General features: G+C 68.6%; 12 protein-coding genes. 5 read left to right on the top strand and 7 right to left on the bottom strand.

Going from position 1 to position 15157, the window contains the following annotated elements; all coding sequences use genetic code 11:
- Nucleotides 1-21 precede the first annotated feature (21 nt).
- Nucleotides 22-465, top strand: coding sequence for an Hsp20/alpha crystallin family protein (locus RBS60_RS04900; protein WP_307956420.1), 444 nt, complete (start codon nt 22-24; stop codon nt 463-465).
- Between the two features lie 78 nt (nt 466-543).
- On the opposite strand, the gene glgA is transcribed toward RBS60_RS04900, so the two are convergent.
- Nucleotides 544-1737 carry a glycogen synthase gene (gene glgA / locus RBS60_RS04905; RefSeq protein WP_307956421.1) on the bottom strand — a complete coding sequence of 398 codons (1194 nt, stop codon included), beginning with the start codon at nt 1735-1737 and terminating at the stop codon, nt 544-546.
- A gap of 169 nt (nt 1738-1906) precedes the next feature.
- Here glgA and RBS60_RS04910 point away from each other — a divergent pair, with 169 nt between their 5' ends.
- Nucleotides 1907-3292, top strand: a complete 1386-nt coding sequence (locus tag RBS60_RS04910) for a glucose-1-phosphate adenylyltransferase (protein WP_374049240.1) — start codon at nt 1907-1909, stop codon at nt 3290-3292.
- A gap of 52 nt (nt 3293-3344) precedes the next feature.
- Nucleotides 3345-4808 (top strand): SDR family NAD(P)-dependent oxidoreductase, encoded by a 1464-nt coding sequence (locus tag RBS60_RS04915; protein ID WP_307956423.1) that lies wholly within the window; start codon nt 3345-3347, stop codon nt 4806-4808.
- A 98-nt stretch (nt 4809-4906) separates the two neighbouring features.
- Here the strand turns inward: RBS60_RS04915 and RBS60_RS04920 are convergent, their stop codons facing one another.
- The 4 genes from RBS60_RS04920 to RBS60_RS04935 form a co-directional block, all read right to left on the bottom strand.
- Nucleotides 4907-5827, bottom strand: a complete 921-nt coding sequence (locus tag RBS60_RS04920; protein WP_307956424.1) for a hypothetical protein — start codon at nt 5825-5827, stop codon at nt 4907-4909.
- Between the two features lie 136 nt (nt 5828-5963).
- Nucleotides 5964-6815, bottom strand: coding sequence for a transglutaminase family protein (locus RBS60_RS04925; protein WP_307956425.1), 852 nt, complete (start codon nt 6813-6815; stop codon nt 5964-5966).
- Nucleotides 6812-7738, bottom strand: coding sequence for an alpha-E domain-containing protein (locus RBS60_RS04930; RefSeq protein ID WP_307956426.1), 927 nt, complete (start codon nt 7736-7738; stop codon nt 6812-6814). Before RBS60_RS04930 ends, RBS60_RS04925 begins: the two co-directional genes overlap by 4 nt.
- A 78-nt stretch (nt 7739-7816) precedes the next feature.
- The gene (locus RBS60_RS04935; protein ID WP_307956427.1) at nt 7817-9376 is read right to left on the bottom strand and encodes a circularly permuted type 2 ATP-grasp protein; all 1560 of its coding nucleotides are present in this window, start codon (nt 9374-9376) and stop codon (nt 7817-7819) included.
- Between the two features lie 111 nt (nt 9377-9487).
- On the opposite strand from RBS60_RS04935, the gene pepN reads away from it, so the two are divergent.
- Nucleotides 9488-12166, top strand: coding sequence for an aminopeptidase N (gene pepN / locus RBS60_RS04940; RefSeq protein ID WP_307956428.1), 2679 nt, complete (start codon nt 9488-9490; stop codon nt 12164-12166).
- Nucleotides 12167-12274: 108 nt separating this feature from the next.
- Here the strand turns inward: pepN and RBS60_RS04945 are convergent, their stop codons facing one another.
- Both RBS60_RS04945 and RBS60_RS04950 read right to left on the bottom strand, forming a co-directional pair.
- On the bottom strand, nt 12275-13333 hold the full coding sequence (locus RBS60_RS04945; protein ID WP_307956429.1) for a biotin/lipoate A/B protein ligase family protein: 1059 nt from the start codon (nt 13331-13333) through the stop codon (nt 12275-12277).
- A gap of 109 nt (nt 13334-13442) precedes the next feature.
- Nucleotides 13443-13700 carry a type B 50S ribosomal protein L31 gene (locus tag RBS60_RS04950; RefSeq protein ID WP_307956430.1) on the bottom strand — a complete coding sequence of 86 codons (258 nt, stop codon included), beginning with the start codon at nt 13698-13700 and terminating at the stop codon, nt 13443-13445.
- 276 nt (nt 13701-13976) lie between these two features.
- Here RBS60_RS04950 and RBS60_RS04955 point away from each other — a divergent pair, with 276 nt between their 5' ends.
- Nucleotides 13977-15029, top strand: coding sequence for a hypothetical protein (locus RBS60_RS04955; RefSeq protein WP_307956431.1), 1053 nt, complete (start codon nt 13977-13979; stop codon nt 15027-15029).
- Nucleotides 15030-15157 lie beyond the last annotated feature (128 nt).

Here is a 15157-nt window from a genome sequence, read left to right on the forward strand (position 1 = left end):
GGGCAACTCAGGAGGTTATCCGTGGGCGAGGGATGGGGCCGCAGAGGCCCGTGGGACATGATGCCGGAGGGCATGCGCCGCTTCGGCCTGCCGGACCAGTTCAGGCGATTCGTGGACGAGTGGGAGACCGCCTGGCTGCGAGTCGAGCAGTTCCGTGACGGCGACGCCCTCGTGGTGCGCGTCGAGCTGCCCGGCATCGACCCCGAGAAGGACGTGGACGTCACGGTGCACGACAGCGTCCTGTCGATCAAGGCGGAGCGCCGCGAGGACACCGAGAACAGATCGAAGGGCGGGTTCCGCAGCGAGTTCCGCTACGGCTCGTTCGCCCGCACGATCGACCTTCCCCGTGGCGCACACGGCGAGGACGTCAAGGCCAGCTACCACGACGGCGTCCTCGAGGTCCGCGTCCCGGTGGTCCCCGAAACGGGGCCTGGGCCCACCAAGGTCAACGTCAGTCGGGACTGAGGTCCGTAGCAGGCGAGACGCGACGACGGCGACGTACCCCGCGCGGGGTGCGCCGCCGTCGTCGTGCGTAGTGACCCCTCAGAGGACGCTGCGGTAGACCTCGAGCGTGGATTGGGCGATGGTGTCCCACGAGAAGTTCGCCTCGGCACGGGTCCGGCCGGCCTCTCCCATCTCACGTGCGCGCGCCGGGTCCGAGACGACCTCCTCGAGCGCGGCGGCGAAGTCCGCGACGAACTTCTCGGGATCGGTCGGAGTGCCGGTGCCGTCCGTGACCTGCTCGATCGGGACAAGCAGGCCGGTGATGCCGTGGTCGACGACCTCGGGAATGCCTCCGGTCGCGGTCGCAACAACGGCTGCACCGCACGCCATGGCCTCGAGGTTCACGATGCCGAGGGGCTCGTAGATGCTCGGGCACGCGAACGCCGTCGCGTGGCTGAGCACCTGGATGAGCTCGGCACGCGGGAGCATCCGCTCGATGAGGATCACACCCTCGCGCTCGGCCCTGAGCCCGTCGATGAGCGTGGCCGTCTCGGCCGCGAGCTCCGGGGTGTCCGCGGCTCCGAGGCAGAGCACCAGCTGGATGTCGGCGGGCAGCTTGGCCGCGGCACGCAGCAGGTACGGGACGCCCTTCTGGCGCGTGTTGCGGCCGACGAAGACGACCGACGGCTTGGCGGGGTCGATACCCAGTGCCCGGACATGCTCGGTGCCCTCATCGCGGCCCCACAGGGAGACGTCGATGCCGTTGTGCACCACCTTGACCTTGTTCGGGTCCACCTCGGGGTAGCAGCGCAGGATATCCGCGCGCATGCCGTGGGAGACGGCGATGATCGCGTTGGCGGCCTCATAGGCGGTCTTCTCGACCCAGGACGAGAGGCGGTAGCCGCCTCCGAGCTGCTCGGCCTTCCAGGGGCGCAGGGGCTCGAGGCTGTGCGCCGAGAGGACGTGCGGGATGCCGTGCATGAGCGAGGCGAGGTGGCCGGCCATGTTCGCGTACCAGGTGTGCGAGTGCACGAGGTCCGCGCCCCCGACGTCGGGCACGATCCCCAAGTCGATGCCGAGGGTCTCGAGGGCCGCGTTGGACCCCTTGAGGTACTCGGGCACCTGGTATGAGGTCACCGTCGCGCCATTGACCTGCGGCTCGCGGGCAGCGCCGAAGGCGTGCACGTGCAGATCCACCTCGCGGGCGAGGACCCTGCTGAGCTCGGCCACGTGGACCCCGGCGCCGCCATAGATCTCCGGGGGAAATTCCTTGGTCACAATGTCAATTCGCACGGGTTCAACGTAGTCCGTCATTCGATCGTGATCTAGTGTGAAGACAACCGCGCTCCGCAGCGGCGGAGGCTAGGTTACACAGGCCTTAACGACAGATGACGGGGGTTGCGCAGTGGCACCGAAGAAGGTATTGGCGATTGTGCTCGCCGGAGGCGAGGGGAAGCGCCTCATGCCGCTGACGGCGGACCGGGCCAAGCCCGCGGTTCCGTTCGCCGGTGGGTATCGGCTCATCGATTTCGCCATGTCGAATCTGGTGAATTCAGGATTCCTCCAGATCGTCGTCCTCACGCAGTACAAGTCCCATTCTCTGGACCGCCATATTTCCGAGACATGGCGGCTCTCTCCGCAGCTCGGGAACTACGTCGCCTCGGTGCCTGCGCAGCAGCGCGTGGGCAAGAGCTGGTTCCTCGGGAGCGCCAACGCGATCTACCAGTCGCTCAACCTCATCTACGACGCCCAGCCTGACATCGTCGTCGTGGTCGGCGCGGACCACGTCTACCGCATGGACTTCGGCCAGATGGTCGACTCACACATCGCGTCGGGCGCAAAGGCGACCGTCGCGGCCGTTCGGCAGCCGCTGAATATGGCGGACCAGTTCGGCGTCATCGAGACCGACGCCGCCGAGCCGGCCAAGATCGGCGCGTTCGTCGAGAAGCCGGCCACCACGCCTGGCCTGCCCGACGATCCCGAGCAGTTCCTCGCGTCGATGGGCAACTACGTGTTCGACGCCGATGCCCTCGTCGACGCGCTCAAGAGCGACGCCGAGCGGCTCGACACGAAGCACGACATGGGCGGGGACATCATCCCGTTCTTCGTCGAGCGCGGCGAAGCCGGCGTCTACGACTTCACCACGAACGAGATCCCGGGCGCCACCGAGCGGGACCGCACCTACTGGCGGGACGTGGGTACGCTCGACTCCTTCTACGACGCCCACATGGACCTCATCTCGCCGCTGCCGGTGTTCAACCTCTACAACGCGAAGTGGCCTATCTACACCCACCAGAGCGTCTCCCCGCCCGCCAAGTTCGTCCGCGGCGCCGGCGGGACGGTCGGCATGGCGTTGGACTCCATCGTCTCGAGCGGTTCGGTCCTCACTGGCGGCATCGTCGAGGGATCGGTGCTCTCGCACGACGTGCGGGTGGAATCGGCTGCCCGCGTGCTCGGCTCCGTGCTCATGGACGGGGTGAAGATCGGCGCCGGTGCCGTCGTGAACCACGCGATCCTTGACAAGAACGTGGTCGTCCCGCCCGGTGCGACCATCGGCGTCGACGAGAAGCTGGACCGGCGCCGCGGGTTCGAGGTCACTGCGTCTGGCATCACCATCCTGTCCAAGGGCCAGGAGGTCCCCGAGCCGGACGAGGACGAGCGCAAGCTCGCTGCCGCGTGGCTGTCCAGGCTGCCGGCGGTCCTCGAGGAGGTCGCTTCGGACATGCCCGAGGTCGCCGAGAAGATCCAGGAGATCCACGCAACCGCTGCGGCCCGCGCCGTCACGGGTGAGCCGACCCACGACGGCGCGTCCTCACCGTCGTCCGCGACCACCCACGCCCAGGGCTGAGCGTCCGGGCCGAGCATCAGGGCAGCCTGGTCCGCCGGTAGAATGGGAAGCCATGAGCTCCCCCGACGTGCCCGCCGAACTGACCCCTGAGGAAATCCAGGCTGCCCTGAAGGTGCTCGGCACGATCCACACGTACGACGAGGAGCATCCCGATTACGTCGCGGTTCGGCGTGCCACCGGCAAGATGTTCAAGGCGCACCGGCGCTTCACGCGCACCCAGAAGCGAGACGCGGTGGCCGAGGCGGACAAAGCTGTCATCGCCCAGACGGCCACCGCGGCCCCGGACCGGATCGACGACGAGACGAGGGGCAATAAGCTCAAGCCATCGGCGACGGGCGACGTCGCCGGGCATCTCCTCCGCTCGCGGCCCTGCTACATTTGCAAGCAGCACTACACCCAGGTCGACGCGTTCTACCACCAGCTGTGCCCGGACTGTGCCGCGATGAGCCATGCGAAGCGGGACGCACGCACCGATCTGACCGGGCGGCGCGCGCTCCTCACGGGCGGCCGTGCCAAGATCGGAATGTACATCGCCCTACGGCTCCTGCGCGACGGCGCCCACACGACCATCACGACGCGCTTCCCCAAGGATGCCGCGCGCCGCTTCGCCGCGATGGAGGACTCCGGCGAATGGCTCGACCGGCTCACGATCGTGGGGATCGATCTGCGCGACCCGTCCCAGGTCATGTCGCTCACCGACGCGCTCGACGCCTCGGGTCCGCTCGACATCATCATCAACAACGCCGCCCAGACAGTGCGTCGTTCGGGCAACGCCTACAAGCCGCTCGTGGACGCCGAGTCCGAACCCCTGCCTGCGGCCCTTCTGGCCTCCAACGGCGGTCCCGAGCTGCTCACGTTCGGGCATGCGCACGACAAGCACCCGCTCTCGATCGCCGGATCCGTCGCGGAGCATCCAGCGCTCGCGGGCGACGCCGTGACTGCGCTGGCGCTCTCGACTGGATCCGCTTCGCTCGACCGGATCGCTGCGGGGACCGCGATCGATGCTGGCGGCCTTGTCCCGGATGTTGCCACGATCAACTCGTGGACGCAGGTCGTGGACCAAGTAGACCCGCTCGAGATGCTCGAGGTCCAGCTCTGCAACGTCACCGCGCCCTTCCTCCTCGTCTCACGGCTACGGCCCGCAATGGCGCGTTCGACGGCGCGGCGCAAGTACGTGGTCAACGTCTCCGCGATGGAGGGCCAGTTCGGGCGGAAGTACAAGGGCCCTGGCCACCCGCACACGAACATGGCGAAGGCCTCGCTGAACATGATGACCCGCACGAGCGCCGGGGAGATGTTCGAGACCGACAGGATCCTCATGACCGCCGTGGACACCGGCTGGATCACCGATGAGCGGCCGCACTACACCAAGGTCCGGCTCGCCGACGAGGGCTTCCATGCTCCTCTGGACCTCGTGGACGGGGCTGCGCGCGTGTACGACCCGATCGTCATGGGCGAGGGCGGCACCGACCTGTACGGGGTCTTCCTAAAGGACTACAAGCCAAGCCCCTGGTGACGCCGCCACGCCCCGCCCCGCCCCGCCCCGTCGATCCCGTTGAGGGGTCCCTGGCGGACCGTTGAGGGGTCTCTGGCGGACCGTTGAAGGGTCCCTGGTCATGCCGCCTTATCGCTCAAGAGAATCCGAAGCTCGTGGCGCACGCGAGCAAAGTCATCGTGCAGGTCGTCGACCGTCGCGTGAATGAGGTCCCACCCAACGCGCCGGAAAGCGGTATCGCGCCATAAATCGATGTGCTGCTGCTCAGGCTCCAGATGGTGGCCGCCCTCATAGTGGATACCGATGCGACCCAGCGGGTAGCCAATATCAATGCTCGGGGACCGAGGGTCCGTGGGATCCAGCCGGATCTGGAGCTCGGGCTCGGGGAATCCGTGGGCGATGAGGCACATCCGCAGGAGTGACTCCGGGACAGAATCGGAACCAACCCGCATGTCAGCAAGCGCCTCTTTGCACTTGCCGACCCCTTTGACCTTTGGATGGGCCCGTAGAAGGCGTGCAAGGGAAGCCTTCGTCTCGTAGGGCTCCCCTCGTCCTTCGAACTCGGGGCGGGGAACGCGGATCAGCTGATCGCCCAACGCAACGAGCGCGACGGGTGTTAGTTCATGCCCCAAGTCCAGCCACGTTCGGCCCCGACTGGTGAGACGCAAGCCCTCGCGTGCCTCGAGCTCGCCTTCCAGGATCCGCACACGGTGCCCCACGACACCGGGACGGCGAACCCGAGGAAGGTGGGACGGCTTGCTCAGGTGAATCGCCGAGTGGTCCTCGATCCATCGGGGCAGCCACAGCCCGAGGATCGCGCCCGCTGTCCGATGGGACGCCCACGCCTCGGGGTTGACCGCCAGATGCGCACGAACGAGATCCTCCAGCCCGGGAGGTGCGGAACCTGGTACGAAGACGCCCCGACTGACCTGCCGGATGTCCTCGAGCCTGAGGTCAACAGGATTCAATCCGTGTGCCCGAGCCTCGTTGGCCGAGAAGGGACGTCCTAGGAGACTGTTCAAGTGCTCATCGGCGTTCATGCGCCCCATGCTGGCATACCTTCACAGAGGGGGCCGCAGAAGTTATCCACAACCCTGCGCCAGAGACCTCACAACCCTGCGCCAGAGACCCCACAACGCCCCGCCAGAGACCCAACGCCGCGAAGGATGGGGCGCGTCAGGCGACTCGCGTGATCTCTACCGTGACCTCCAGGTGCGAGCCTCCGCCGCCGGACAGGATGCCCTTGAGCGGGGGCACGTCGCGGTAGTCGCGGCCGCGGGCCACGGTCACGTGGAAGTCGCCGGCCGGCTTGTGGTTGGTCGGGTCCCACGAGCGCCACTCGCCGTCCCACCATTCGAGCCACGCGTGCGACTGCCCGGCAACGACCTCGCCGATCTCAGCCCCCGAGCGCGGATGGAGGTAGCCGGAAATGTACCGGGCCGGGATGCCGAGGCTCCGCAGCGACCCGATCGCGAGGTGCGCGAGGTCCTGGCACACGCCCTGGCGCTGGTTCCAGGCCTGCTCGGCGTCCGTGGTCACGCCGGTGGACCCCGGCATGTAGCGCATCTCCCCGCGCATCCAGTCGAAGACGGAGTGGGCGGCCTGGTTCGGGTCCATGTCGCCGGCAAGGCCGGGGACGATTCCGAGCACCTCGGAGCCCGGGGCTGAGAGCCGGGACTGCGGCAGCCAGTCGCTGAACTGGTCCTCGACCTCGGGGCTGCGCAGCCGCTCCCACGAGACGACCTCGCCCTCCAAGGGGACGCGCTCCACCCGGTGCACTTCGACAGTGGTCGAAGAGACAACCTCGAGGTACTCGTGCGGGATCTGCATGTCGAACGCAGTGACGCGGCTGCCCCAATAGTCCTTGTAGGAGCTGACGGCGGCCTGGGTCGGCGCAACGCGCACCTGCGACTCCAGCACCACCTGCTGGGGCTCTGTCAGCGGCGTCATCCGCGCCTCGTTGTACGAGAGGGTGACCCTCTTGTTGTACCGGTAGACGGTACGGTGAAGGATCTTCAGCCGGGTCATGAAACCTCTCCCACCCAGGCCTGCTCGTCGGCCCTGTTGAAGTACTTGCGCGAGACCGCGTCGGACGTCTGGGCGACCGCCCGCTGGACCCGTTCCATGTGCTCGGGCAGCTCCGCCATGAGGTCGTCGGTGCGGTGGAACTCGAGGAACGTGCGTGTCTGCCCCACGATGCGGCGGGCGTCATTGATGAAGCCCACGCGCGTGTCGGACGGGTCGAGCTTGGCCAGCGCATCGTCGGCGTCGCGGAGCGCGTACACGATCGAGCGCGGGAAGAGGCGGTCCATGAGCAGGAACTCGGCGGCGTGACGGTCGTCGAACGCGGCGCGCCGTGTCCGCAGGAACGACTCGTAGGCGCCCGCGCACCGCAGCATGTTGACCCACGACATCCCCGCAGTGTGCACCTCGCGTGTCGAGAGCATGCGGGCCGTCATGTCCGCCCGTTCGAGCGAGCGGCCCAGCACGAGGAACAGCCATCCCTCGTCGTGGCTCATCGTCGTGTCGGCGAGGCCCCGGACCATGGCCGTGCGCTCGAGGACCCAATTGCAGAAGCGGTAGGTCCCCACCACATCCTTGCGGTGCTGGCTGAGCCCGTAGTACGTCGTGTTGAGGCACTCCCACAGGCTCGACGACACGGTCTCGCGGGCGCGGCGGGCGTTCTCGCGTGCGGCACCGAGGGAGCCGGCGATGCTTGTCGCGTGGGAGCGGTCGTACGCGAGGGACTGCAGGAGGTCCGTGAGCCGGAAGTCCTCCTTGTCGGACTGGGAGCCCATGACGCCGAGCAGTTCCTGCGCGACGGTGCGCTGCTCGGAGGCCGGCAGGTGGTTGAGCCGCTCTAGGTGGACGTCGAGGATGCGGGCGGTCCCGTCGGCACGCTCCACGTAGCGGCCGATCCAGAACAGGGATTCAGCGATGCGGCTGAGCAAGTCGGCCTCCTCGGGCGGGATGGGCGGGTCGGACAGGATGGGACGGACGACGGCGCGCACTCACGCGGGCGGCCGGCCTCACTGCTGCTGCTGTTCTGCCTGGCGGTCGCGCCAGTTGCTCTCGACAGGCCAGACGCTCGTGCGCTCGCGGATGCTGATCGAGTGCCGCGGCTCGGCCTCGATGGGCACATCGGAGGACTGGGCGAGCACCCATGTGTCCTTCGACCCGCCGCCCTGGCTCGAGTTCACGATGAGCGACCCCTCCTTGAGGGCCACCCGCGTGAGGCCGCCGGGGAGGACCCACACGTCGTCGCCGTCGTTGAGGGCGAACGGGCGCAGATCCACGTGGCGGGGCCCGAACCTGTCTCCCGAAAGCGTCGGAACGGTCGAGAGCTGCAGGACGGGCTGGGCGATCCACCCGCGCGGATCGGCGATCACGCGCTTGCGCAGGGTGTCCAACTCCTCGCGACTCGCGTCCGGCCCGATCACGAGCCCCTTGCCGCCGGAGCCGTCCACGGGCTTGACCACGAGCTCGGCGAGGCGGTCGAGGACCTCCTCGCGCGCGGCGTCCTCCTCGAGGCGGTAGGTGTCGACGTTGGCGATGATCGGGTCCTCTCCCAAGTAGTACCGGATGAGGTCCGGAACATAGGAGTAGACGAGTTTGTCATCGGCGACGCCGTTGCCCACAGCGTTGGCGATCGTCACACCGCCGGCACGGGCCGCGTTGACGAGGCCGGGGCAGCCGAGCATCGAGTCGGACCGGAACTGCAGAGGGTCGAGGTAGTCATCGTCAATGCGCTTGTAGATGACGTCGACGCGCTGCTCGCCCGCCGTCGTGCGCATGTACACGCGGTTTCCGCGGCAGATGAGGTCACGGCCCTCGACGAGCTCCACGCCCATGAGCCCTGCGAGGAGCGTGTGCTCGAAGTACGCCGAGTTGAACACTCCCGGCGTGAGGACCACGATGGTCGGCTCGTCGACGCCCGCCGGTGCGGTCTTGCGCAGGGCCGCGAGAAGGCGGCGGGGGTACTCCTCGACGGGACGGATCGGCTGCTGGCTGAACGCCTCGGGGAGGCCCTTGGCCATGGCGCGACGGTTCTCGAGCACGTAGCTCACGCCGGAAGGGACGCGCACGTTGTCCTCGAGGACGCGGAACGTCCCGGCCGAGTCCCGCACCACGTCGATTCCCGAGATGTGCACGCGCACTCCGCCGGCCGGCTCGAACCCGTGGACCTGACGGTGGAAGTGCTGGCTCGTCGTGATGAGCCGCCGGGGGACGACGCCGTCGCTCACCAAGGCCATCTTGGAGTACACGTCGTTGAGGAACGCCTCGAGCGCCCTGACCCGCTGGGCGACGCCGCGCTCGAGGACGCTCCACTCGTCCGCGGGGATGATGCGCGGAACGATGTCGAGGGGGAAGGGCCGCTCCTCGCCCGCGAAGTCGAACGTGACGCCCCGGTCGAGGAAGGTGCGGGCCATCGAGTCCGCGCGCGAGCTCACATCCGCGAGGTCGAGTCCTGCGAGAGCCTCCGCGAGATGGCCGTAGCTGGGGCGTGCCGCTTGGCGCGGCGCGAACATCTCGTCGTACGCGCCGGTACGCTCGGCGGCGACTGAGTAGTCCTCGAAGAGATCCGACATAGGGGTTAGCTTTTCACCATTCGCGCCGCAACGCATGTCCGGTCGGGAATCCGGCGTGTTTCCGGCTTCAGGGGGCGATGGCGCCCCGTCGCGGGCGTGGTTGAATGGCGTGTGCCAACCCACAGCCTGAGCCGGGATGAGGCCGCCGAGCGGGCCCGTCTCATCGCCGTCGACTCCTACACAGTGACCCTGGACCTGCGCGAGGCGGAGGATCCCGCCTCGACCTCGTTCCCCACGACGACCGCCGTCGAGTTCCGCGCTGAGCCGGGCTCCACGACCTTCGCCGACTTCCTCGGCGAGTCCGTGGTGCGGGTCGAGCTCAACGGCCGGCTCCTCGACGAGGCGGTGGTGTACGACGGCGCACGGATCCGCCTGACGGGCCTCGCGGCCCAGAACCGGCTCGTGGTCACCGGCTTGGCCCGGTACTCGCGCAGCGGCGAAGGACTGCACCGGTTTGTCGACCCGGCCGACGGCCGGACCTACCTGTACACCCAGTGCGAGCCTGCGGACGCACGCCGCTACTTCGCGAACTTCGAGCAGCCCGACCTCAAGGCGACGTTCGCGTTCACGGTGCTCGCGCCGTCGTCGTGGGTCGTGAGCGCGAATGGTGAGGCCACCGCGCAGGCCGAGCCGATTCCCGGCGACCCGACGGCGGGCCGCTGGGACTTTGCTCCGACGCCGCCGATGCCCACCTATCTCGCCGCCGTGCTCGCGGGGCCGTACCACCGCGCAGAGGCGTCCTGGACCGGCACCACGCGCGACGGCGAGCCGGTCACGCTGCCGCTCGCCGCGTTCTGCCGCGCCTCTCTCGCCGAGCACTTCGACGCCGAGCGGATCTTCGACCTCACGCGGCGTGGCCTGGACTTCTACCACTCCGTCTTCTCCCCGGCCTACCCGTGGGGCAAGTACGAGCAGGCGTTCGTGCCCGAGTACAACCTCGGCGCGATGGAGAACCCGGGACTCGTGACGTTCACGGAGCACTACGTCTTCACGTCCCGCGCGGCGGAATCCCAGTACGAGGGCCGCGCGAACACCCTCATGCACGAGATGGCGCACATGTGGTTCGGCGACCTCGTGACGATGCGCTGGTGGGACGACCTGTGGCTCAAGGAATCCTTCGCCGAGTACATGGGGACCCTCGCGGTGGACCGCGCGACGGACTTCTCCACGTCCTGGGTGAACTTCGCGAACCGCCGCAAGGCGTGGGCGTACCTCCAGGACCAGCTCCCCACGACCCACCCGATCGTTGCGGACATCCCGAACCTCGAGGCCGCCGAGCAGAACTTCGATGGCATCACGTACGCCAAGGGCGCCTCGGTCCTCAAGCAGCTCGTCGCGTACGTCGGTGAGGACGCCTTCCTCGCGGCCGCACGGGAGTACTTCGCCACACATGCCTACGGGAACACGACCCTGGCGGACCTTCTCGACGCCCTCGAGCGCGCCTCAGGACGACCCATGCGCGAGTGGGCGGCGGCGTGGCTGCAGACCGCAGGTCTGCCGGTGCTGGAGACGATCGTGGAGACGGCCAGCGGGCGGGACGCTGGGACCGACGGAGCGCACGACGACGCACGGCTCACCCGGGTGGCCGTGCGGCAGATCGCCGTCGATCCCGTCACCGGCAAGTCCGCGCCGCGACCGCACGTGCTGCGCGTCGGACTGTACTCGCGGACGACCGGCGCCGCGGGCGGGGCAAGCTTGATCGAGCGGACACACCAGATCGAGGTGGACATTCGTGCGGACGCGCCGGACGGGGTCACAGAGCTGCGATCGCTGGCCGGGCTTCCGGTGCCGGACCTCCTGCTCGTCAACGACGATGACCTCACGTATGCGAAAGTGCGCCTCGACCGCCGCTCCGAGGACACGGTCCGCGAGAGCCTCGGATCCATCGCCGATCCGCTCGCCCGCGCCCTCGCCTGGACGGCCCTGTGGCATGCGACGCGCGACGGCGAGATTCCCGCCGGAGACTACGTGCGCGCCGTCGAACGCTTCGGCGCGGCCGAGTCCACGATCGGCGTCCAGCTGACGGTGATCGACAACGCCCGCACCGGGATCGAGCGGTACACGCACGGCGAGGGCCGGCCCGAGCTGCGCGCTACGTACCTGGCCGCCGTCGCGCGGGAGCTGCACGTGGCCGAGCCGGGCTCCGACCAGCAGCTCGCCTGGGCGCGGGCGTTGGCCAAGGGCAGCCGCTACGGCGGTGGACAGCTCGACCTCGTGCGCGGCCTCGTGGACGGCACCGAAACGCTCGGTGGCCTCGCAGTCGACCAGGACCTGCGCTGGTCGCTGTGGCAGGCTCTGGCAGCCCAGGGCCGGGCCGCGGTCGCCGAGCTCGACGCCGAGCTCAAGCGGGACCGGACGGCCAAGGGCAGCGTGGGCCACGCGGTCGCCGTCGCGGCGCAGCCGGATCCGAAGGCCAAGCAGGCTGCATGGCACGCACTCATCGAGGGAGACGCGCTCTCGAACGACCTCGTCGGAGCGACCGTGGAGGGCTTCATGCTCGGGCTCGAGGCGCTGCGCCACCCGTTCATCGAGCGCTACTTCGCTATGCTCACCCGAGTGTGGGAGGAGCGCTCTCAGGAGATCGCCACGCGGCTCGTGGGCGGACTCTTCCCGGGCGACTCGACGCTCGCGTGGGACCAGACGCCTGCCCAGAACCCCGTGCTCGAGAGAACCGACCAGTGGCTCGCCGAGAACACCTCAGCGCCGGCCGCCCTCCGGCGCATCGTCATCGAGGAACGGGACCACCTCCACCGCGCGCTCGTCGCCCAGGCGCGGTCGCGGGAGGGGTAGCAGCCGGACCGGCAGTCCGGCGTGCCACCCAGCGCGTCTGGGGAGCGCGCACGACGGCGACCGCTCGCCGTCGTGCGTCCCGGTCACCGCTGCGGTGCCGCGGCCGCGCTAGGGGACGCGGTGCAGCCACTCGCGGGTGGCGAACTTGCGCTCGGCGAGGGCGCGCGCATCGGCGAGCGACGCCTCGGAGAGCGTCGCCCGGCGTGCACTGTAGCGGCCCTCGAACGTGGCCATCATGGCCTCGAAGATGTCCTCACGGGACATCCCGGTCTGCCGCTTGAGCGGGTCGACCCGCTTCTGGGCGCTCGCGATGCCCTTGTCCGAGATCTTCTCGCGTCCGATCCGCAGGACCTCGGTCATCTTGGCCGCATCGATGTCATAGCTCATGGTCACGTGGTGCAGCATGCCGCCCGTGACGAGCCGCTTCTGCGCCGCTCCGCCGATCTTCCCGGCGTCCGTGGCGATGTCATTGAGCGGCTTGTAGAACGCCTTGACGCCGATCTTTGCGAGCGCCTCCATGACCCACGCGTCCAGGAAGGGGTAGGAGTCCGCGAACGAGAGCCCGTCGACGAGCGAGGAGGGAAGGTACAGCGAGTACGTGATGCAGTTGCCGGCCTCCATGAACATCGCGCCGCCGCCCGAGATGCGGCGCACCACGGTGACGCCGTGCTTCGCGACGCCGTCCGGATCGACCTCGTTGCGGTAGGACTGGAAGCTGCCGATCACCACCGAGCGTTCGTCCCACTCCCACAGGCGAAGGGTCGGATTGCGGCGCCCCTCCCCCACTTCACGGGTGAGGACCTCGTCCAGCGCGACGTTCTCGGTGATGGTCAGGGTGCTCGGCGGGATGATCTCCCACTCGTGGTCCGCCCACGTGGTCGCGTGGCCAAGAGCGCGGCGGACCGCGACCGCCACGGAATCGGGGTCGAAGCCGAACATGACGGTGGAGGGACCAACCGCGTCGGCTACCGCCTGGCTGATCGTCGAGTTCGGTGCTTGCGTGGAGAGGCCGACGAGGGCCTCGTTGATGTCCGCGAGAGCCTCGTCCGGCTCAAGGAAGAAGTCGCCATTGATGCTCGCCCAGGTAATCGAGCCGTCCTCGGTCGCGAGGTCCGCGATCACGAGCTTGCCGCCTGGCACTTTGAATTCGCCGTGATGTTCAGCCACGGATCCAGCCTAGACCCGGCCCGGCGCCGTCGGACCGCACCCGGCGTGCAGACAGCGAAGGCGCCGTCCCCGCGAGGGGACGACGCCTTCGGGTGGCAGTTGCCTGAGGTCAGGCCTTCTTGCCGAAGTTCTTGAAGCGAGCGTTGAAGCGCTCGACGCGGCCGGCCGAGTCCATGATGCGCTGCTTGCCCGTGTAGAACGGGTGCGACTCGGAGGAGATTTCGACGTCGATGACCGGGTAGGTCTTGCCGTCCTCCCACTCGGTGGTCTTGTCCGAGGAGACCGTGGAGCGCGTGAGGAACTTCTGGCCGGAGGCGAGGTCGTTGAAGACCACGTAATCGTACTTGGGGTGAATATCAGACTTCACAATAGGCCCTTTGCTTCTGCCCCTGGATTTTGCCAGAGGCCAGGTGTGAACGCCCTCCCGATTGGAGGACCAGCAGTCAATGCTACCAGTTCAGCGCGGGCGGAGCTCGCAAAAGCCCACGGCAATGGTGAGGCACTGGCGCCAGTGATGCTGGGCTTTCAGGGTCTTCCCACGACCCGGCAAGCCGGAATTCACCCGATGGCCACGCGGGAGCCACTCGGCAGGCGGATGGTGGCCACCGGGGGACGGACCGACACAACCGAACAGAGGACCGCCATGAACATCGAGACTCCCCGCCGCCGCGCGCTCGCGCTCGGCGCCGCTCTTTCCGCCGCCGTCCTGACCGGAGCCGCGATGCCCGCGCTGGCCGCCGCCACGACCCCGACCGGCACGGCCGATTCCTATACCGTGAAGACCTTCGCGGCCGTGGGCAGCGAGACCAAGCCCGATGACATCGTCCGCCTCGGCGACAGCATCTACGTCGCGTTCCAGAACGGCGTCGGCTCGAACGGCGAGCCCGCCGCGAACGGCACCACCGCCAGCACGATCCAGCAGTACTCGCTCGACGGCAAGCCGGGCGCCTCGTGGAACATCACGGGCAAGATCGACGGTATGGGCGCCGACGCCGCCAACTCCCGGCTGCTCGTCACGACCAACGAGGACGGCAACTCCTCATTCCACACCCTGACCCCGGCCGCGGGCACCCACGCCGTCAAGACCTACGCCTACACCGGGCTCACCCACGGCGGCGGGACCGATGCGATCTCCGTCTACCAGGGCAAGATCCTTGTCAGTGGCTCGAACCCGGCGACCGCCTCCGGCCCGGCCGTCTACCAGGTGACGCTCTCCGGCTCCGCTGCGGCGCTCACTCCCGTCTTCCGGGACAACTCCACGGCCCAGCTCGCCGACGGCGCCCAGGCCAACTCGACGACCCTCGCGCTCACGGACCCCGACTCCAACACCGTGGTCCCCTCCTCGAGCCCGCGGTTCGCCAACGACTTCATGCTCGACTCCCAGGGCGACCAGCAGCTCATCTTCGCGAACAGCGCGACGGCACCGCAGCTGCAGGTGCTGAACCTGAACAAGCAGGTGGACGACACGGTCTTCGCCTCCGGTGCAGGTCAGACCCTCTGGCTCACCGACCCGGACCACAACACGGTCGACGCCGTGACCGGCAACTTCGCCAGCGGCACGGCCGTGTCCACCGTGACCCCTAAGTCGGGCGCGAACTACCTCGCCTCGCTCAACCTCGACAACGGAACGCTCACGCCCATCGCCGGCCTCGCCGCGGTCCACCCCAAGGGCCTGCTCTTCACGAGCGCAGGCTGACCGCGCACCAGGGCATCCAGCGGAGCGCGCTGCCAGGGCGCATCACCTGACTGCGCATCAACAGACCACGGAGCGCGGGGCCGTGCCCGGGAAGGGCCCCCGCGACCGGGTGGGTGGCCCCCACCGGT

This window comes from Sinomonas sp. ASV486 (genome assembly GCF_030908215.1).
Classification (GTDB): Bacteria; Actinomycetota; Actinomycetes; order Actinomycetales; family Micrococcaceae; genus Sinomonas; species Sinomonas puerhi.

What these genes read in the sequence shown, in the direction of transcription:
- RBS60_RS04910 (WP_374049240.1), top strand. Translation starts at nt 1,907, where the DNA reads ATGCCGCTGACGGCGGACCGGGCCAAGCCCGCGGTTCCGTTCGCCGGT.
- RBS60_RS04955 (WP_307956431.1), top strand. Translation starts at nt 13,977, where the DNA reads ATGAACATCGAGACTCCCCGCCGCCGCGCGCTCGCGCTCGGCGCCGCT.
- RBS60_RS04935 (WP_307956427.1), bottom strand. Translation starts at nt 9,376, where the DNA reads ATGTCGGATCTCTTCGAGGACTACTCAGTCGCCGCCGAGCGTACCGGC.
- RBS60_RS04920 (WP_307956424.1), bottom strand. Translation starts at nt 5,827, where the DNA reads ATGAACGCCGATGAGCACTTGAACAGTCTCCTAGGACGTCCCTTCTCG.
- RBS60_RS04925 (WP_307956425.1), bottom strand. Translation starts at nt 6,815, where the DNA reads ATGACCCGGCTGAAGATCCTTCACCGTACCGTCTACCGGTACAACAAG.
- RBS60_RS04915 (WP_307956423.1), top strand. Translation starts at nt 3,345, where the DNA reads ATGAGCTCCCCCGACGTGCCCGCCGAACTGACCCCTGAGGAAATCCAG.